General features: G+C 65.9%; 16 protein-coding genes, 1 tRNA gene and 1 riboswitch. Of the genes, 8 read left to right on the top strand and 9 right to left on the bottom strand.

The window, feature by feature from the left end; all coding sequences use genetic code 11:
* Positions 1 to 51 precede the first annotated feature (51 nt).
* From CAFEA_RS10135 to CAFEA_RS10125, 3 genes are all read right to left on the bottom strand, one after another.
* Positions 52 to 288 carry a three-helix bundle dimerization domain-containing protein gene (locus tag CAFEA_RS10135; RefSeq protein WP_063936991.1) on the bottom strand — a complete coding sequence of 79 codons (237 nt, stop codon included), beginning with the start codon at positions 286 to 288 and terminating at the stop codon, positions 52 to 54.
* Between the two features lie 161 nt (positions 289 to 449).
* The gene (locus CAFEA_RS10130; RefSeq protein WP_063936992.1) at positions 450 to 1,874 is read right to left on the bottom strand and encodes an MmpA family trehalose lipid delivery protein; all 1,425 of its coding nucleotides are present in this window, start codon (positions 1,872 to 1,874) and stop codon (positions 450 to 452) included.
* Positions 1,858 to 2,511 carry a porin PorA family protein gene (locus tag CAFEA_RS10125; protein ID WP_063936993.1) on the bottom strand — a complete coding sequence of 218 codons (654 nt, stop codon included), beginning with the start codon at positions 2,509 to 2,511 and terminating at the stop codon, positions 1,858 to 1,860. Before CAFEA_RS10125 ends, CAFEA_RS10130 begins: the two co-directional genes overlap by 17 nt.
* Positions 2,512 to 2,548: 37 nt before the next feature.
* Between CAFEA_RS10125 and CAFEA_RS10120 the strand changes: the two genes are divergently transcribed.
* Complete coding sequence (locus tag CAFEA_RS10120; RefSeq protein ID WP_286131615.1) at positions 2,549 to 3,601, top strand: acyltransferase family protein; 1,053 nt, start codon at positions 2,549 to 2,551, stop codon at positions 3,599 to 3,601.
* Here CAFEA_RS10120 and CAFEA_RS10115 read toward each other — a convergent pair.
* Both CAFEA_RS10115 and CAFEA_RS10110 read right to left on the bottom strand, forming a co-directional pair.
* Entirely contained in the window at positions 3,508 to 6,405 is a 2,898-nt protein-coding gene (locus CAFEA_RS10115; RefSeq protein ID WP_063936994.1) for an alpha-(1->3)-arabinofuranosyltransferase domain-containing protein, read from the bottom strand. The genes CAFEA_RS10120 and CAFEA_RS10115 overlap by 94 nt on opposite strands.
* Positions 6,406 to 6,420: 15 nt before the next feature.
* Positions 6,421 to 6,630, bottom strand: a complete 210-nt coding sequence (locus CAFEA_RS10110; protein ID WP_035000326.1) for a DUF2613 domain-containing protein — start codon at positions 6,628 to 6,630, stop codon at positions 6,421 to 6,423.
* A 79-nt stretch (positions 6,631 to 6,709) separates the two neighbouring features.
* Between CAFEA_RS10110 and CAFEA_RS10105 the strand changes: the two genes are divergently transcribed.
* Both CAFEA_RS10105 and CAFEA_RS10100 read left to right on the top strand, forming a co-directional pair.
* On the top strand, positions 6,710 to 7,918 hold the full coding sequence (locus tag CAFEA_RS10105) for a glycoside hydrolase family 3 N-terminal domain-containing protein (RefSeq protein ID WP_063936995.1): 1,209 nt from the start codon (positions 6,710 to 6,712) through the stop codon (positions 7,916 to 7,918).
* A 127-nt stretch (positions 7,919 to 8,045) separates the two neighbouring features.
* A complete protein-coding gene (locus CAFEA_RS10100) occupies positions 8,046 to 9,701 on the top strand; it encodes a VanW family protein (RefSeq protein ID WP_253704895.1) in 1,656 nt (551 codons plus the stop codon).
* A 46-nt stretch (positions 9,702 to 9,747) separates the two neighbouring features.
* Here CAFEA_RS10100 and CAFEA_RS10095 read toward each other — a convergent pair whose 3' ends face one another.
* Together CAFEA_RS10095 and CAFEA_RS10090 are read right to left on the bottom strand one after the other, a co-directional pair.
* Positions 9,748 to 11,271, bottom strand: coding sequence for an HNH endonuclease signature motif containing protein (locus CAFEA_RS10095; protein ID WP_063936996.1), 1,524 nt, complete (start codon positions 11,269 to 11,271; stop codon positions 9,748 to 9,750).
* 149 nt (positions 11,272 to 11,420) lie between these two features.
* Positions 11,421 to 12,242 carry a serine aminopeptidase domain-containing protein gene (locus CAFEA_RS10090; protein ID WP_253704891.1) on the bottom strand — a complete coding sequence of 274 codons (822 nt, stop codon included), beginning with the start codon at positions 12,240 to 12,242 and terminating at the stop codon, positions 11,421 to 11,423.
* 78 nt (positions 12,243 to 12,320) lie between these two features.
* Positions 12,321 to 12,455: riboswitch (SAM riboswitch) on the top strand.
* A 16-nt stretch (positions 12,456 to 12,471) separates the two neighbouring features.
* Here CAFEA_RS10090 and CAFEA_RS10085 point away from each other — a divergent pair.
* On the top strand, positions 12,472 to 13,059 hold the full coding sequence (locus CAFEA_RS10085; RefSeq protein ID WP_063936997.1) for a hypothetical protein: 588 nt from the start codon (positions 12,472 to 12,474) through the stop codon (positions 13,057 to 13,059).
* Complete coding sequence (locus CAFEA_RS10080) at positions 13,059 to 13,664, top strand: hypothetical protein (protein WP_063936998.1); 606 nt, start codon at positions 13,059 to 13,061, stop codon at positions 13,662 to 13,664. The genes CAFEA_RS10085 and CAFEA_RS10080 overlap by 1 nt, the downstream gene beginning before the upstream one ends.
* A 24-nt stretch (positions 13,665 to 13,688) precedes the next feature.
* Here the strand turns inward: CAFEA_RS10080 and CAFEA_RS10075 are convergent.
* Positions 13,689 to 13,759: transfer RNA gene (locus CAFEA_RS10075), tRNA-Gly, on the bottom strand.
* Positions 13,760 to 13,820: 61 nt separating this feature from the next.
* Here CAFEA_RS10075 and dcd point away from each other — a divergent pair.
* A complete protein-coding gene (gene dcd / locus CAFEA_RS10070) occupies positions 13,821 to 14,384 on the top strand; it encodes a dCTP deaminase (RefSeq protein WP_063936999.1) in 564 nt (187 codons plus the stop codon).
* A gap of 38 nt (positions 14,385 to 14,422) precedes the next feature.
* On the opposite strand, the gene CAFEA_RS10065 is transcribed toward dcd, so the two are convergent.
* Entirely contained in the window at positions 14,423 to 15,634 is a 1,212-nt protein-coding gene (locus tag CAFEA_RS10065; protein ID WP_063937000.1) for a Fic family protein, read from the bottom strand.
* Positions 15,635 to 15,824: 190 nt separating this feature from the next.
* Here CAFEA_RS10065 and CAFEA_RS10060 point away from each other — a divergent pair, with 190 nt between their 5' ends.
* Together CAFEA_RS10060 and CAFEA_RS10055 are read left to right on the top strand one after the other, a co-directional pair.
* The gene (locus CAFEA_RS10060; protein WP_063937001.1) at positions 15,825 to 17,153 is read left to right on the top strand and encodes a UDP-glucose dehydrogenase family protein; all 1,329 of its coding nucleotides are present in this window, start codon (positions 15,825 to 15,827) and stop codon (positions 17,151 to 17,153) included.
* Positions 17,154 to 17,233: 80 nt separating this feature from the next.
* Entirely contained in the window at positions 17,234 to 18,772 is a 1,539-nt protein-coding gene (locus CAFEA_RS10055; RefSeq protein ID WP_253704893.1) for an FMN-binding glutamate synthase family protein, read from the top strand.
* Positions 18,773 to 19,005 lie beyond the last annotated feature (233 nt).

Genomic DNA, 19,005 nt, shown 5'->3' with positions numbered 1-19,005 from the left:
TAGCAAAACGCCCAGCCGCTGGGAAGGGCTGGGCGTTGGGTCTATGCGGTGCTATGCCGCGGAGGGGAACAGCTCGCCGTCGCGGAGACGGTCGCGCATCTCGGCCTCGACGAGGACGGGGATAAAGTCCTCGATTACAGCGGAGCTGCGGTGGGTGCGCAGGACAGCATCGAACGCGTCATTGATCTCGAGTGCATCGAACTGGCCGGCGAACTCGGCGAGCAGGTCCTCGCGGATGTTGCGCAGGGCGCGCTCGCGGATGATGCTGAAGTCAATCTTGTTAGCCATGGTGTGTTCCTCCTTGCAGAAGCGGTATCTGCTCCTTCTCTAGGCTCAGGGTTACGCGTGTACGCAACCTGTTGTTAACTTGGCGTTCACTTTAGGAAATGCGAGGCGAGCAGTGCAAGGACATCAATGATTGGAAGTGCACATTAATTGGTAAAAGCCAACTAATTTCCTGAAACGCGCAGGCAGGAGCGCCGGGCTGAGTAGGTGTGATCCGTGTCACACAGCAGCCATGGCACCATGCACCACAGGGCAAACAACGCCACACCCACAGGCGGCAGCGGGCGTGCAGGTGCGCCCGTCTCGGTTACGGAACCGTCGGCGCGCATCACCACGCCGACGCCCAGCTCGCGCAGGCGGTCGTGGTCATCGAGGGCCGCCTGCGCCGCGGACCAGCGCAGCGACGGCGGGTCTACCGCCACCCCGTCGACTGTGAGCGCCCCGGATTCGACCACGTTCATTGCCTTGGGGGCGGGGTCGACAACTGGGTGGCCGTCGAGAGGCAAAAGCGCGGGGCGCGATTCGAAGAAGACGTCGCGGCCGCGGTGGTCGACGGCGGGAACCTCGACGGTGGTGGGGGTGAGCGCAGCGAGAGCGAGCGGCGCGTCCGGGACCTGCAGCAGGGCGAACGCGGCGGCAGCGAGCGCGCGCCGAGGCTCGAGTGCACCGGCGGCAGCGACGAACGCAGGGATGGCGAGGATGAGCCACTTCTGGCCGTCGCGGAGCAACCCACCGCCCGGGAAATACTGGACAAGTGGTGCGGTTAGCCCCGCCCAGGACGCAAGCGCCACCGCGAACCCCAGCGCCGCCAGCAGCACGAAGTGGCGGGGCACCGCCCGCCACGACAGCGCAAGTAGGGCAAACAGTGCCACGCCGAACAGCGCGAACCCGAGCTCGCGGGAGGTAGGCACCGCCTGGCCGTTCCAGATCCCGCCGAGGCCCAGCAGGGAGCCGAGGGTGCCGGCATATGCCTCGGCGCGGGGTGTGAACGCCTCGACGGACGCCGCCGAGGACGTGCCCTCCGCGCCGGCGAACACGCCGGCCACCACCCACGGCAGGCAGGTGCACACGCTGACCGCCGCCCCGCGCCACCCGCGGGCGAAACAAGCCGCCGCCAGCGCACCGGTGGGGGTCAGTGATGCCAACCAGTGCGCCAGGCCGGACGCTGGCACCAGGCCCAACGCCACCAGCGGCAGCAGCCATGCCGCCGCGGCCAACGACCACTGCCCCTGCAGCAGCCGCTCCACCACGAACGGGTTCCACACCGCCACCGTCATCGCCGCCGCCTGCCCGAACGGGCTGCGGCCGAGCCTAAAACCCGCCCACGCCGCGCACCCGGCGGCGGCGACCATGAACACGCGCAGGAACGCCACCGGCCACGGTAGGATCCCCAAAAGCGCGTCCTGCGGCACGTTGCGCGCGGCCAGATCGCCCCAGCCGAGCGACGCCCGGGTGAGCGCCATGGAGTCGAACACCATCATGTCGCGAAGCGCGAACGCCTCGCCGGGCACCAAAAACGGCCAGGTCAGCGCCACCACCAGCAGAGCGCCGTACACCGGCGCCCAGAAGCGGTTAACGGCGGCGCGCATACAGCACCAGGCCCGCCACGAACGCCGCAGCGGCGATGATCCGCGTGATAACCGACATCACCTGCAGCCCGCGCAGCCACGCCACCTCGCGCCCTGCCGCCGAAACCTGCGCCGCCTTGGTCGCATCGGCAAGCACCCACTGGTCGGCGCCGCAGTCCCACACCTCGTCGAGGATGCGGCCGGTGCGCCGCTCCGCATCAACGGTGCGCACGCACCCGTCCGAAAGCGCAGCCGAGTACTTGTACGTGTCCAACCCCTGCACCGAACCGGGGCCCAGGTAGTCCATCCCGACATCCTCCCCGGACGTGGAATCGAACAGCGGGTACGTGCGCCGCTCCGGGCGGTAGGGCAGCAGCGGCCCCAGCCCGGCGCGCCCCTTCGCGGGAAAGGCGGTGGAGGGGTCGATGGGAAACGCGTCCACCTCGTCGCCGTCCAGCGTCACCACCGCGTCCAGGCTCTTCGGGGCTTTGGACAGCGCGATGGTGCGGGTGCGGGGCGAAGTGCCGTCGAAAAGCATGGTGTACTCGCCCGGATCAAGTGTGCGCTGCTGCGCAATCACGATGGGGGAGACGAGGTTCAACGCGGCGCACACGACAATGATGCCTAGGCAGGCGGCAAGTCGGCGTCGCAGGTTCACCCGTGTCACCCTACCGGGTGGCTAGACTTGCGCCATCGTGAACAGACCCGCCATTTTGCCCGAGCTCGACGGGCTGCGCGCCGTGGCCGCCTACGGCATCGTGGCCACGCACGTCGCGTTCCAGACCGCCACCGGCTCCGCGGTGCTGGAGCGCTTCGACTACTTCGTGGCTGTCTTCTTCGCGCTCTCGGCGTTTTTGCTGGCGCGCGGCGGACGGCGGGAGGGGTACTATTCGCGCCGCATCGCACGCCTTGCGCCCGCGTACCTCGTGTGCGTGGTTGTGGTGCTGCTTGCGCTGCCGCCGCTCGCGGGGGTGACGTGGGGCCAGGTCGCAGCGAATGTGCTGCTTGCGCAGATTTACGTGCCGCATTCGCTTATCGACGGGCTCACGCAGATGTGGTCGCTCTGCGTCGAAGCCGCCTTCTACCTGGTGCTGCCGTTGTACCTACGCCTCGGGCCGCGAGGCCGCCGCGTTGCGCTGGCGGGGTCGGTGGTGCTGGGGCTGGCGTGGCCGTGGGCAGTGGCGGGTATCGCGGACCCGGCGGTGGTGAACATGCAGATCTGGCCGCCGTCGTACGCCCCCTGGTTCGCGGTGGGGCTCGTGCTGGCGGAGCTGGAGCGCGCCGGCGTGCGTTACGCCGGCCCGCGCTGGCCGGTTGCGGCGCTGGCGCTGCCGGTGGCGTGGGTCGGTGGGGTGGTGGGCCCGCGGGGGTTGGAGCACCCGTCGCCGCTCGAGTTCAACGTGCGTGTGCTGCTCGGCGCGTTGTTCGCGGCGCTGGTCGTTGCGCCATTCGCGCTGGGGCGGCGTGAGCGCGGCACGGTGCTGTCGTCGAGGGTGATGCGCACCCTGGGCCACTGGTCCTACTCGGTGTTCCTGTGGCACATGGCGGTGCTGTACTTCGTCTTCCCCGTACTCGGGGTGCCGATGTTTTCGGGGCACTTTGTGCTGGTGTACGTGGCCACCGTGCTGGCGAGTACCGCGGTGGCGTACATCTCCTACGAGCTGGTGGAGGTGCCGGGCGCGCGGCTGGTCAGGCACGCCACGGCGAACAGGCCGGCCACGACCAAGAAGGTGGAGGAACCGGCGTAGTTCGCCGCCGGCCACGCCGCCCGCGCCAGCACGAGCCCGCAGAGGGCCATGGCGGCGGCCGCGACGCGGTGCATCGGCAACACGGTGAAGCGGCGCACCACCCACGCCAGCGCCACCGCCGCCAGGCCCTGGAACGGGAACGAGGCGATCACGGCGACAGTCGGCGCCCAGTTCCCGTTGGGCTTCGGCATGTACGGGGTGTCGTCTTCGCGCCGCCACGGCACCCACAAACACAGCGCCAGCACGAGCAGGCTGAACGCCCCGCCTAAGATCAGCGAGTAGCGGTAGGCGTTGTCCCCGGCGAAACGCATCCGAAACTCGCCGTTTGCCCCCTCGGGGACGCGGAAGGCTTGGGCGCCGGAGTCGATACGCACCGGCTCTAACTCGGTGTCGCCGAGGGTGGCGCGAAGCCCGTCGTTGAACGCGCGGGTGGTCAGGATCAACCTGTCGCCGGCGCGGTTCGGCAGGGGCGCGCGGGAGAGCATGACCGTGTCCGCGCGTGTGAACAGCTCGTGGGTGCCGGCCTTCAAGAACACGCTGCCCACGCGGCGCTCGCCGTCGATGGTGGCAGGCGCGCTGAGCTGCCACGTGGCGTCTGCGGCGGTGGTGAAGCGGCGCTGGATCACCGTGTGCTCGGGGAAGTGGCGCTGGAAGAAGTAGCGGTCCGCGGTGCCTTGGACCTCCACGATGCGCGTGACTCCCACGTCGAGCTCGCGGATGCCCACCGGCTCCGTCAGCTGCAGGATTGTGGCGTCGCCGCGGGTGAGCCTGCGCGGCTGGTCTTTCACTAGGGTGACGCTGCGGCAATTACTGTGCCCGTCGCACAGCTGCACCGTCGTGTCTGCGGTGGCGGCGATGGTGACGTGCTCCTGCTGCGATTGGAATTCGATCCAGGCGCGCGCGTCGCCGGGCGCAGGCCACCAGGCTGTTTCGCTCACACCGTCGAAGGCGGAGGTCAGCGACTTTGACGCGTCGGGGCCGCCGAACGCACCGGCATCGGCGGCCGACGAAGACGCGCGGGCGAAGCCGTCCATTGTCACCGCAGTGCGCGTGCCCGCAGACGGGTAGTCCTTCACCCGGTTGCGCACCGTGGCGTCCTCCCACTCGGCGGTGAGGTGGCCGGACTGGCCGTCGATGGTGCCGTAGTTGCGCACCGCAAGCGCCGGGGTGTCGGTGACAACATCAGCATTTCCGCTGGCCAGGCGTGCCGGGAAGTAGCCGAGCTCGCGCCACAGAAGCGGCAACACCTCGCCGCCGCCGTCCACCGCGACCGGCTCGCGCTCCGTCTCCATCACGTCCGCATGCGGGTCCAGCAGGAACACGTCCACCTCGCCGAAGCTCGCGTCCGGCTCGCCCAGGCTCGGCGTTGGAGGTTGGTGCTCAAGGTCCCGGCGCACCACCACCGCGCCCACGCCGATGGATCGCAGCGCTTGCCTATCGACGAGCTCCGCCTGCCCCTCCAACCCCCGAATCGCCTCCGGGTCCACCAGCGGCACCGCGTCCCTGAACGCGAACTTCGCCTGGGTCAGCGCCTGGATCGGCTCGTCGCGCGTCCACCCCCACGTTTGCCGCGCGAACGACGCCGGAGGGACCACAAGCGTGCGGGTGCCGGCGGCGTGCTCGTCCAACCACTGACCCGCGGCTACCCAGTCCTGGGACACCTCGGTCCAGGTGCCTTCCGGGAGCAGGCGCAGTGACCACGCCGGCGCCACCGCCACGACGGCGGCGAGCGTGATGCCGACGGCCTTGGGGTGGTTCACCTTCGCGGCCGCATGCCCGGCACCGAGCGCGAGCGGCAGGTGAACCAGGGGGTCGAATTTATGCAGGTTGCGGAAGGGGGCGAGAGCACCGTCGTAAAGCGAAGTGCCCATGTGCGCGGAACCGAGCACCCAGAAGCCGACCGCGAACACCGCGAGCAACGGCCCGCGCCACGGCATGTCCCGGCGCGCCAAACCCGCGAGCCCAGCGGCGGCGACGAGACAGGTGGCGATGATGAACGTCGGCTCCGCCACCAGCAGGTGGCCGGCGGCGCGCTCCGTGTCCACGAACGGAGTCCAGCTGGTGGTGCCACGCAGAATCTCCACCGGGTTGAGCCACGCGGTGGTCACGCGGGCAGACTCGATGAAGTCCGTAAACGGCGGGGAGTATCGCCCCAGCACCAGCAGTGGCCCAATCCACCACGCCGACACCGCCGCCGCGCCGAGCACGAACTTGCCCGCCGCCGCGTAGGAGCGCCGGGCGATCAGCAGCACAAACGCCGGCAAGCAGGCGGCGATTGTGGCGGTAGCGTTGACCGCGCCCATGCACGCCACCGCCACCACCGCCGGCGCCACCCGCGGGGTGCGAAGCGTCAGCGGGATCAGCGTCCACGGCACCAGCGCCACCGGCCACGCTTCCGAGGAGATCGCGGTGAGCGTGGTCAGGATGCGCGGGCTCAGCGCATAGAGCCCCGCCGCGAGGACCTGCGGGAACGTGCCACGGATGCCTACGCGCCGCGCCAGCGTCAGCGCGCCCGAGAACGCCAGGCACAGCAACAGCCACCACCACGCGCGCTGGATCAACCAATCCGGCACGCCCAGTAGGTCCCCCACCAGGAAGAACGGCCCTTGCGGGAACAAATACCCGTACGCCTGGTTTTGCACCTGGCCCAGCGGAAACTCGTCCGTGTACGCGTGGGTCGCGCGGCGCAAAAACCGACCGGGGGCGGCAACCAGGTCGAACTTGGTGTCCGCCGCGACCTGCTCCGGCGGCTGTGCAAGCACAACAACGAGCAGGACCAGCCAGCCCGCGAGGTGCGCGCGCATCCCCCGCACGAGCGCCTACTTCCTCGAGCCGTACTCCGGCCCGCCCAGCACCGCCTCATCCGCCGGCACCGCCGTGCCCTGCGGCACCGTGGACTGGCCGGACACGGACGCGATGCCGAGCACCCCCACAACACCGAGTACGACGCCGACGACCGTGCTGGCCAACACGGGCGCGGTGGCGCGCCGGGCAAGCGACGCCGGCAGGGCAAATACTCGATGGGACATGTCGGAGAAGCCTACCAGCAGCGGGTACAGTGGCTGTGGTTTGAAACAGTGTTGAAACAGCTGACAAGGGGACAGGCGCATGCGGGCTCGGACAGGTGCGGCGATGCTCGCACTTGCGTTCCTGTCTACCGTCGCCTTCGCCGGATGCGCCGAACAGCCAGAGGACAACGCAGCTGAGGTTGCCCTGGAGACTGCGGGGGCGGACCGTGAGGACGTCGAGAAGCAACAAGCCCCCGAGATGCCGGCGCCACCTGAACCCCCGGCGGCGCCCGCGCCCTTAACGCCTGCGCAGCAGCGTGTGCCGGACGAGCTGCGGCAAAAGGTCGCCTCGCTCATGGTGGTCGGCGTGGCCAACTACGACCAGGCTCGGTTCGCGCTGGACCAAGGCGTCGGCGGTTTGATTATCCCCAGCTGGGCGGACCCGGCACTGCTGACCGAGGTGGGCCGCGACATCAACGCGCTGCGCGCTCAGTACCACCGGCCGTTTAGCGTGGCCATCGACTTCGAAGGCGGCCGCGTGCAGCGCCACACCCCCGTACTCGGCGAGTTCATGCCGCCGCGCGCGCTCGCCGGGCAGCCGCCCGAGGTAATTCGCGGCACCGGCTACGACATCGGCCGCTCCTTACGCGCCCACGGCATCAACGTGGACTACGCGCCGCTGCTGGACCTGGACCTCAACGGCCTGGACATCGTGGGCGACCGCTCCTTCCACGGCAACCCCGACGAAGTCGTGCGCGTGGCAGGGCTATTCTCGCAGGGGCTTATCGACGCCGGGGTCACGCCGACGTTCAAACACTTCCCCGGCCACGGGCGCGCCTCCGGGGACACGCACCACCACCTGGCCGTCACCCCGCCGCTGGACCAGATGCGCGAGCTGGACCTGCGACCCTACGGCCCGCTACTGGAACAGTTCCCGCGCGCCAGCGTGATGATGGGGCACATGATCGTCCCCAGCCTTGGCCCGGACGGCGTGCCCAGCTCCATGAACCCGGACACCTACCGGCTGCTGCGCACCGGCGACTATCCCGGCGGCGTGCCCTTCGAAGGCGTTGTAGTCACCGACGACCTATCCGGCATGCGCGGCATCCTGGACTATGCCCCCACCCGCGACGCTGTGGCCAGGGCAATCGGTTCCGGTGCGGACCAGGCGTTGTGGTCCTCGGGCGCGGACCTGCCGGGCATCATCGACCACATCGTGTGGTGCGTCCACCAGGGCTACATCCCCGAAGCCCGTGTGGACGAGGCAGCGACCAGGGTGCAGCAGCAGCTCATCGACGTGGGGTTGTAAGCGTTTCTCACGCTCCCGCGGCTATGAGGGATCAAAGATCTGCATTATTGTGGGGCGCGTGACTACGGTGAAGGCAACCTCGCACAGAAAGGGCCGCGCCGGCACCGCCAAGGGCGGGCCGGGCGTGATGGGCCGCGGCACGAAAATAACGCTAGGTGTGCTTTTGGGCATCCTCGCCGTGGCGCTTGCGATCTACCTGGCGGACCTGGCCACCCACCGGGGCAACGTCCCCCGCGGTACTCAGGTCGGCGGCGTGGACATCGGTGCGATGGCGCCGGATGAGGCGCGCGAGAAGCTCCAAGCAGAACTCGGCGGTGTCGCCGACAAGGCCGTGCCCGTGAAGGCGGGGGAGAAGTCCACCGAGTTTATCCCTGCGAAGTCGGGCCTGGGCATCGACTTCGACGCCACGGTGGACGCCGCCGGCATCGAGACCGCCAACCCCGTGGACCGACTCCGCGGGTTGTTCACCACCCGAGAAGTGGACGTCGTGCCGACCGTCGACGACAAAGCCCTGGGCGGCCAGCTCGACCGCATGGTTGAAGAGCTGCACGTGGACCCCATCGACGGCACCATCCGTGTGCAGGGCGGCAAGGCCGAAACGACCGATCCGAAGCTGGGCCAGGACGTGGACCGCGCCGCCCTGCGCGACGAGGTCACCACCGGCTGGCTCAACCCAGACGGTGTCGAGTTGGAGCCGTCGCAGACGCAGCCCGCGGTCAACGACGACGCCATGAAGGCCGCGCTCGGCGGCCCCGTGCGCGCCGCCCTGGACGGCCCGATCACCGTCACCGGCAAGGACGGCGTCGCCGCCGCGGTGCCGCAGGACCGCATCGGGGAGATCGTGCAGTTCCCCGCAGTAGAAGGCCGCATCACACCTGATGTGAACCTCGATGCCACGCGCACCATCTTGGGCGACCAGCTCGCGGAGACCGAAGTGGAGGGCAAAAATGCCCGCGTGCTGGCCGGCGGCGGCGTCGAGCCGTCCGTGGACGGATCCGTGGTGGACTGGGACGCCACCCTCGCAGGATTTGAAAAGCGGCTGACCGGCAGCGAACCCCGTGCGTGGGACGCGGTGTACAAGGACGTGCCCGCGCAATTCACCACCGAACAGGCGCAAAACGCCACCTTCAACGACGTGGTCGGCTCGTTCACCACCAGCGGCTACTCGGGCGCGTCCGGCACCAACATTTTGCTGGTGGCCCAGACCGTCAACGGCGCGATTGTGAACCCGGGCGAGACGTTCTCCTTGAACGGCTACACCGGCCCGCGCGGTCCCGCGCAGGGGTACGTGGAGTCCGGCATCATCCTCAACGGGCGCGCGGATACCGCGGTCGGCGGCGGCATCTCTCAGTTCGCCACCACCTTGTATAACGCCTCCTACTTCGCCGGCATGACGGATGTGGCGCACATGCCGCACTCCTACTACATCTCCCGTTACCCGGCGGGCCGCGAGGCGACCGTGTACGAGGGTGCGATCGACCTGCAGTTCCGCAACGACAGTCCGTACCCGGTGCGCATTGCCACCAGTGTCGGCGGTGGGGAGGTCACGGTGAGCCTGATGGGTGTCAAGACCGTGACCGTCGAGTCTGTCAACGGTGGCCGGTGGGCGCAGACGCAGCCGCAGCCGGTGAACGTTTCCGGGTCGAGCTGCGTGCCGTCATCGGGCGCGCCGGGGTTCACTACGTCCGACACTCGCATCATCTACGACCTCGCCGGAAATGAGCGCAACCGGGAGACCCAGACCACGGTGTACGACCCGCAGCCGATCGTGCGTTGCGGTTAGCACGCTGAGGTACCCCGCGCGGCATTCCACGCCGCGCGTCCAACTTTCACGCTGTGTTTCCGCCCCGGTCGGGGCCGGCCCTGGACCCATCGCCGAGATCAAATAACGGAGGATCGGTGGTGGTCTGGTTCGGCGGGTCGTCGAACGCGGGGTATTTCTTCCGCACCCGCCGAATAGTTCTCTGACCAGGCGATTGTTGGTACTGATGCGTGGCGGTTGGTGTCGGTGGCCCACCGTCGGCGGGGTGGTGGGTGATGTCCCAGGTGGAGGGGTCTTTGTCGAAATATCCCTTGCCGCCGGCGCCATCCCTGTTGTCGTTGTTGCACATGTGGTGCTCGCGGCACAGGAGGACAAGGTTTTCCAGGTCCGTGAGCCCGCCGTGCAGGTACGACTGGATGTGGTGGGCTTCCAGTTCCACGCCCGGCTTGGTGCATCCGGTCCAGGCGCACACCTGCTGCATGGCCAACAGCACCAGTTTCTGCTCCACGCTGGCCAACCGCGCCCGCCCGAGGGACAGTGGTACCCCGGTGCAGGAGTCCAGCTGGAGGGCAAACGAGTCGCCCGCTAGCCCGAGCCGGACCATGTCCAGAGCGGTCAAGGACACGGAGGTGTTGGTGGCGAACTCGGTGTAGGCGTCCGCGCCCATGAGGTCGTCTAACGTCAGCGTCATCACCACGGTGCCGATGCCCTTGCGCGCCACGGCCGATGAGTTCGCGTGGTCGTTAACGATGTCCATGAGTTGGTCGAACCGCCGTTGCCCGCGGGTGCGCTTGTCCTCGGCGCCGGGCGGCAGGTTCGCCCCGGGCGACTCGCCGGCGGCCAGCGCGGCTTCGAACGCGGCGCGGCTGGCTTTGTCGAAGTAGATCTGCCCCCAGGAACCGCCGTCGCTGTCCTCCTCGCCAAAGATCATGGTGCGCTTCTTAAACGCGGCGAGCGGGTCCTTGTTGCCCTCGTAGTCCCTGCCCCTGCGGTTGGCGCGCTTGACCAGTGTGTTCACGTGCTTCCGCAGCTCTTCCGCGGACATCGTCTCCGCCGCCTCGAGCGCCTGCGCGTAGATCTCGTCGTGGCCCGGGTCCGAATGCTCGTTGAGCTGCATCAGCGCCCGCTCGATGATGCGCTTCTTCTCCGTGTTGGCCTTCGCGGCCGCCTTCCGGGCGCGCTCTTTGGCCTTGCGCGCTTCTTCTTTGCGGCGCTCCTCTTCCTCTGCTTGCTTCTTGCGGTCTTCCTCGTCCATCAGCGGATCCGAGGGCGGCGTCGGCACCTCGACCTCGCCGAACATCGTCTTCGCCTGGTTGAGCAGGCTAAAGGCCTCGGCCCGCGGGAGTCCGAGCTGCTTGGTCAAATACTCCACTGGGTGGTTCGCGCCGACCAGCCGTCCCGCCTCGTCGCGCTCGCACAGGTGCGCAAACGCGATGTTCGCGTTGGACAGCAGCGGCAGCGCCGCGTGCAGCCGCTCCATCGCCTGGTGCGTGGACAACAGGTGGAGGGATTCGGGCTGCATCATGAGCGCCTCGAGAGCTTTGAGGCTATCGACGAGCTGATCCACGTGGTGGTCAATCACGGTGGTCATGGCCGGATCCCTCCCTTCAAAGTCACGCCGTCAACGAATGAACAATGCACACGCTACGACACGCCTCCGACATGACCACACAAAACACGAACAACCGTTCGAACTAACCTATCTAGCCAGCAACTTTAGCCCGTCGATAAGCAGCGCGCTCAGTCGAAACTTGCAGGCGGCACATGGTCGCCCACGTCGCGTAGCAGCCCCCACGCGGTGAGCTCCGCGTAGAGCGGATCGCGCGGCATGAGCGCGTGGTAGGGCGCGTAGCCGTCGTACCACTGCCCGGAGTCGATGTTCGCCACATCCGCCCCCGGCGCGGCCTGAAGCATCGACGCGGACGCGGGCGTGACCACGGTGTCCGCCGGCGAGTAAATGGAGGTGTACACGATTCCCGGAACGGTGTCCGGGCCGCTCGCGAACTCGCGCAACCAGGCGGAACCAGCGAGCTGCTGCGCCGCTCCCGGGGCGAACAGCGCGGTGAGGCGCGGGTGCTTCGAGGCGATCTCGCCCATCCTCCCGGCCAGCCCGCGGAAGTCGGTGCCGTGGAAGTTGCCGCCCATCGCCACCACGCGCCGCACCTTCGCCGCACCACCGCGCGAGATGAACAGCTTGGTCATCAGCGCGCCCTGCGAGTGCGCCACAATATCCACCTGCTCCGCCCCGGTTTTCCGCAGTACGCGGTCCACGTGGTCCTCCACGTCGCCGACGATGGAACTGAGGTCGCCTGCGCCGAAGAACCCCGGCGCAATCATGTCGCCGTAGTCGTACCCCCATACCCAAAACCCCTGCTCGCGCAGTCTATGAGCGTTCGACTCAAACGCTGCGGTGCGCGAGTTAATGCCGTGTACATACATCACCGGCGTGGGGTGTGTGGGCTGAAAATTCCGGTCGTTGAACGGCATTGCCGGCCGGTTTTGCAGCCCGCGCACCGCCCCGTACCCGGCCGCCAGTGTCATCATCGCACTGCTCAGTTTCATCCTTCTGAGCATATTGCTTATCGGCGTCCTCCGACCCCACTTGCAGTAGACCAAGCGGTCTGCTATTGTTCTGAACTGGATCACGAAGTCCGACGCACCCTGCACAAGGGAAAAGCCTCCCGGCTCGTCGGCTGGCAACCGCGCATATCGCGCACGGTGCCCCCGGGGGAAGATCCGCCGGCACGCGCAACCGCCGCGCCGGAAGTGCGATTCTCAAAGGAGATCAACCATGTCTTCCGACATGAACGACATGAACGACATGTCCAACCAGCCCATCTTCGCCGACGACTGGGCGCCCGCAACCCTGGGCAACGTCAACATCAGCACGGTCACCTTCACTGTCGACGGCACCGATGACACGGTCACCGCGGAATTCCCGTCAGCTATGGATGCTTTCGACTTTGTCGGCCGCACCGGGCCAAAGTTCGAGTACTCCGCCATCGAAGGGGCAATCCGCGACCAAAACGGCACCGTAATCCCGCTGCCGGAGCCGCCCGCTGAGCGCATCCCGTGCGGACACGACCAGTGCGACCTGGTCGCGAACGGCCACAAGGGGCACTGGATCCCGGTGCTGCGCGCCGCCAACGGCCCCAAAGAAGACTGGCTGCCCATCACCATCATCGAACACGACGGCAACAAGCTGATCTTTTCCACCGAGGACGGCGTGTACACCTGCTACCACCACGATCCGGAGCGCCTTGCCAACGCCACTGCCTACAACCGCGAGTGGCCTGTGCTGCGCGGTAAACCTAACGGCCGCAGCTACCCGGTGAGCGTGGTGTCCTCGAAGCCGATCGGGCCCTGCAGCCACGCGTAATGCTTTTCGACGACCTCCCGGACCCCACCGTCTTCCTTACCGCAACTCGCAACTTCCAAAACGGCCGTTACTTCACCGTGAACGTGGGGCAGCTCTTGCTCGCTTTTCGGTTCCCGAATTCGAAGGAGGCGCTGCAGTGCATCCGCCGCCTCGGGTTCCTTTTCGAGTATTCGCCGGGGCGCAACGCGTTTCGCAACTCCTCCGGCGAGCTGATTTCCGCACCGCCGGTGTGGGTGGCGCGGCGTTATGTTGACGCGGACGAGTGCGAGGTGGAGGGGAACGGCCACCATGTGCTCGGCGGCGAGATATGGGACGCCACCATGCACACCGACGAGGACTGGCAGCCCGTGGAGGTCGTGGAGCAGACCGGTTTGCGTACTGTCATTGCCACACCACTCGGTGTTGACGAGGTCTTCCACCACGACCCGTGGGCAATGCAGTTCGCCGTGAAGTACTGCGTGGGCTACAACGTCATGCAGTGCAATTTTCCCGAAGAAAGCGGCATCAAGGACCCGTTCATCTCCCTTGCACGAGCGGACATGCGCCCGTGCTCGAGGCAGGTGTACGGCCCAGAGGTGCCGTGGAAGATCCGCTACTTCTTGTAGCCCGCACCCCGAAAAAGAAAAGAGAGCCGGCGACGAGAATCGAACTCGCACTCTCAGCTTGGGAAGCTGATGTTCTACCACTAAACTACGCCGGCAGCTCTGCCAACTTTAGCACCACGGATTCGCGGCCCAAAACAGGGAAGTACACTCAGATTCGTGTTGCTTTCAGATCACGACATCCGCGATGCCATTGACTCCGGCCACCTCGGTATCGACCCATTCGACGCCGAGCTTATTCAGCCGAGTTCGATCGATGTGCGCATTGACAAGTTCTTCCGCGTTTTCAACAACTCGAAGTACACGCACATCGACCCGAAGCAGGAGATGCCGGATCTAACCACGCTCGTTGAGGTGCCGGACGGCGACGCGTTTGTCCTGCACCCCGGCGAGTTCGTACTCGCCTCCACCCTCGAGTGCTTCACGCTGCCCACGGACCTGGCGGGCCGCCTCGAGGGCAAGTCCTCCCTTGGCCGCCTGGGACTGCTCACGCACTCCACCGCGGGCTTCATCGACCCGGGCTTTTCGGGCCACATCACCTTGGAGCTATCCAACGTGGCCAATTTGCCCATCGTCTTGTGGCCGGGCATGAGGGTCGGCCAGCTCGCGCTGTTCAACATGACCTCGCCCGCGGACACCCCGTACGGCTCCGGCAAGCTCGGCTCGAAGTACCAGGGCCAGCGCGGCCCAACCCCGTCGAAGGCGTACCTGAACTTCCGGTAGGGGCTTTTGCTTATCGACGAGCCAAAGGCCTACCCCGCTCAGTACTCTGACAAACGCAAGTATTCACGGCCCTGAGAAGTGAGTTCGAGCGTGAGCGGACGCTTGGATGCGGATTGGATTAGGCCCTCCGCCTCCAGGCGTTCTGCAACGGGTCGGACGGTGTTCCAAGAGCGCCCCATTGCTGAAACTGCTTCTTTGAGGGGGAAGGGGAGCTCCGGGCTAAAAAGAAATGCCTGCGCGGCTAAGAAAAGTAAGTCGCGTTCGTATTCGTCTCGATTTACCGAGGATAAAACCTCCTGCAAACTACGTAACTGGGAATGCTTTTGATCCAGTGATGTCTCCAGGTCATTCTGAGCATCGATCAGCATCTCGAGAATGGCTTTGAGGAAGAAAGTTCCCTCCCCGTAGTTCATCGCGTTTTCCGTCTCTACGAAAGCCGCGTAGTACTTCTTCCTCTGGAGCGAGAACTGTTGAGAGAGGGACATCGAGGTCGGTGGAGAAAGGACCTCGAGGGCCTTGAATGCGAGAAGAAAGCGTCCCATACGGCCGTTACCGTCGTAAAACGGGTGAGTGTACTCAAAGATGAAGTGGCCGACGAGCGCGTTGATGAGGACATGGGTTTCATCTTGTTGGGTGTCTAGGAACGTCCGCATGCGCTCTTCAATGTTGTCTTCGCCGAGGGGAGCTTTGTGAACTCCCTTCATGCCATCGTGAATCTCTACTGTTCCTGCTCGGAACAATTGCCCGTCGGGACGATCCGCTTCATCGATTTCTTTCGCAAGTAACTTGTCGTATTCAGCGCGGAGGGATGCGGGAGTCCGCGGGAACTCTGGTCGATCATTAGGGTTAAGCAGCGACTCGTAGAAGGCAACCATTTCGCGAAAACGCTTATGCGGTCCGGTTGAGGGGCGGGTTAGGGCTTCCGCAATTTCTTTACGGGTCGAATGCACGCCCTCAATCTGATTGGTCGCTTTGATTTCCTCAATGAGCAGGCCAGTCAGGTAGTGGCTACCTGCTACGCCTGGAAGCGTGGACCACTTGTGGGAAATTCGGAGCTCCGTCCTCCAGACCTGCTCCAAAAGCGACTGAATCTCCGCAGTTAGTACCGCGAAAAGTTGATGTTTGCCTACTGTGAAGTCCCAATGAAGCGCAGCTGGGGATGAAAATCGGGAGATGTACTCCGCCTCTGCAGCCCGTTGGCCGTTTGGGGATTTGTGAAACACTGTCTTCAGGTTTTTGTAGTTGTCCATTTCCAGAGCGTCCTTTACAGGTCAGAATCTTCAATTCTGGGATTTTAGCGAAATCTCCATCTATCTATTTTGCAAAAAATACGATTTTGAAAAATAGAGACCGCGAGGAGCATATGAATTTCCGCTGCTAAAAATATGCACACATTACTCACTCTGCCGACCTCGCCGCTCCACGGCATAATGGCCACTTATGCGGATGACTGTGATTGGCACTGGTTACCTCGGCGCGACGCATGCGGCGTGCATGGCTGAACTCGGCCACGAGGTGCTGGGCGTAGACGTTGACGAAACCAAGATCGAGGCGCTGAAGAACTCCAAAGTGCCGTTCTACGAGCCGGGCTTGCCCGAGGTGCTCGAGCGCAACATCGACGCAGGACGCCTTGGCTTTACGACGGACTACGCCGAGGCCGCCGCCTTCGCGAACGTGCACTTCATCGGTGTGGGCACCCCGCAGCAGCGCGGCTCCTACGCGGCCGACACCCGCTACGTCGAGGCCGTCATCGACGCCCTGGTGCCCCAGCTCGAGGGCGAGCACCTGATCCTGGGCAAGTCCACCGTGCCGGTCGGCACCGCTGCCGCCCTGCAGGGGCGCGCCGACAAACTCGCCGCCGCCAACGGCAACAAGGCCAGCGTCGAGATCGCCTGGAACCCGGAGTTCCTCCGCGAGGGCTACGCCGTGAAAGACACCATCGAGCCGGACCGCATCGTACTGGGGCACCGCGCCGAGAACTCCCGCGCGGAGGAGATCGCCCGCGAGGTGTACGCCACCCCGCTGGAAAACGACACCCCGTTTATCGTGACGGATTTGCAGACCGCGGAGCTGGTGAAAGTCTCCGCCAACGCCTTCCTCGCCACGAAAATCTCGTTTATCAACGCCGTGTCCGAGGTCTGCGAGAACGTCGGTGCGGACGTGACCCAGCTTGCGGACGCCATCGGCTACGACGACCGCATCGGCCGGAAGTTCCTCGGCGCCGGCCTCGGTTTCGGCGGCGGCTGCCTGCCCAAGGACATCCGCGCGTTCATGGCACGCGCCGGCGAGGTCGGCGCCGATCAGGCACTGACCTTCCTGCGCGAGGTGGATGCGATCAACATGCGCCGCCGCCAGCGCGTGATCGACTTAGCCCGCGAGGAGCTCGGCAGCGTCATCGGCCGCAACATCACCGTGCTCGGTGCCGCGTTCAAGCCGAACTCGGACGACGTGCGCGACTCGCCGGCACTGGCTGTGGCCGGCCAGCTTTCGCTCGCCGGCGCTTCCGTGCGCGTCTACGACCCGCAGGGCATGGACAACGCCCGCAAGGTCTTCCCCACCCTCGACTACGCCACCAGCCTCGAGGACGCACTGCGCGGCGCGGAACTGGTCATCCTCGCCACCGAGTGGCAGGAGTTCAAGGAAATGGACCCGCGGTGGGCGGCGGAGCTCGTCGCAAAGCAATTGCTTATCGACGGACGAAACGTCCTCAACGTCACCGACTGGCAAAACACTGGCTGGCAGCTCCGCGCCCTGGGTCGGACCCTGTAGTTTCGTAGTACCTAATTCGGGCATACCTGCAGGGTGTGCCCGTCTTAGTATTTCTGGCTGAGTGGGGCATGATAGTCCGCATGTCCAAGGAGAAGTCAGGAAAGTTTGCCAAGGGCGCCCTGGGCGCGGCCGCAGCAGCGCTGGGTGGTGTCGCCATTCACGACCTCACACAGACCAAATACCCGATTCTGCGCAACTACCCCGTTTTGGGGCACATGCGCTACCTGCTCACGGACATCGGTCCGGAGCTGCGCCAGTACTTCATCGAACGCGACTGGGACGGCCGCCCCTTCAACCGCGACCAGCGCAACGCCATCTACGAGCGTGCGAAGGGCAAGCAGAGTGAGACGTCGTTCGGCACCGTCCAGGACGTCTACGACTCCAACCACGAGCACCTCGTGCACTCCATCGCCCCGGTGGAGGAGCCGGCCGAGCCGCCCCGCGCGCTCGTGGGTGGCAAGGACTGCACCAAGCCGTACTCCATCTCCATGCTGAACGTGTCCTCGATGAGCTTCGGCTCGCTGTCCAAAAACGCCGTGCGCTCTCTGAACAAGGGTGCGGCCATGGGTGGGTTCGCCCACAACACCGGCGAGGGCGGCATCTCCCCGTACCACCAGGAAAATGGCGGCGACCTGGTCTGGCAGATGGGTACCGGCTACTTCGGCGCCCGCACCGAGGACGGCGGCTTCGACCCGGCCAAGTTCCGCGACAAAGCGCAGGACGACCAGGTCAAGATGGTGGAGCTGAAGCTCAGCCAGGGTGCCAAGCCCGGCATCGGCGGCGTGCTGCCGGCGGACAAGATCACCAAGGAAGTCTCCGAGATCCGCGGCGTGCCCATGGGCGTGGACTGCATCAGCCCGGCGGCGCACCGCGTGTTCACCACCCCGGTCGAGCTCATCGAGTTCATTGCCAAGATGCGCGAGCTTTCCGGTGGCAAGCCGGCGGGATTCAAGATGTGCGTCAGCAGCCGCAGGGAAGTGCTGGCCATCTGCAAGGCCATCCGCACTGTCGGCACCGCGCCCGACTTCATCGTGGTGGACGGCTCCGAAGGCGGCACCGGTGCTGCGCCCATCGACTTCGAAGACCACATGGGCATGCCGCTGACCCACGGCCTGATGCTGATGCACAACGCGCTCGTGGGCACTGGGCTTCGCGACCAGATCAAGATCGGCGCCTCCGGCAAAGTCTCCGGCGGCTCCGACATCGTCATGCGGATGATCCAGGGCGCGGACTACACCAACTCCGCCCGCGCCATGATGATGGCCACCGGCTGCATCCAGGCCCAGCGCTGCCACACCGGCGAATGCCCCACGGGCGTGGCCACCCAGGACCCGCGCCGCAACCGCGCCATCGTGGTGGAGGACAAGTCCAAGGCGGTCTACAACTTCCAGAAGACCACCGTCAACACTGCCGTGCGCCTCATGGCGTCCATGGGTGTCGCCGACCCGTCCGAGCTCACCCCGCACATGCTGCGCCGCAGCGTCTCGCCGACCGAGTCGCGCTCCTACGCATCCATCTACGAGTGGCTGCGCCCGGGGCAACTGCTTGAAGACGCCCCCTCGATCTGGGCCCCCGACTGGAAAGCCGCCTCCCCGGACACCTTCCGCCCGGTGGCGTAGCTCCCAGCCCAACTCCCAGCCCACCGATCTGCTAGTTCGCCATTTAAGGGTTTGCAGGCGAACTAGCAGATCAGCTTGTTATTGGCGCCGCGTTTCAATAACACCTGGGGAAACGCGAAGTTGAACGCTTGATCTGCTAGTTCGCTCAGGAGGTATTCCGAACGAACTAGCAGATCTGTGTCGGAACGTCTCCCCGGGCACGGGCGCAGAAGTCATAGGCGCAGGATGCCTCG

Source organism: Corynebacterium afermentans subsp. afermentans, from assembly GCF_030408355.1.
GTDB classification, from domain to species: domain Bacteria; phylum Actinomycetota; class Actinomycetes; order Mycobacteriales; family Mycobacteriaceae; genus Corynebacterium; species Corynebacterium afermentans.
This window is presented reverse-complemented; position numbering and strand designations above follow the sequence as displayed.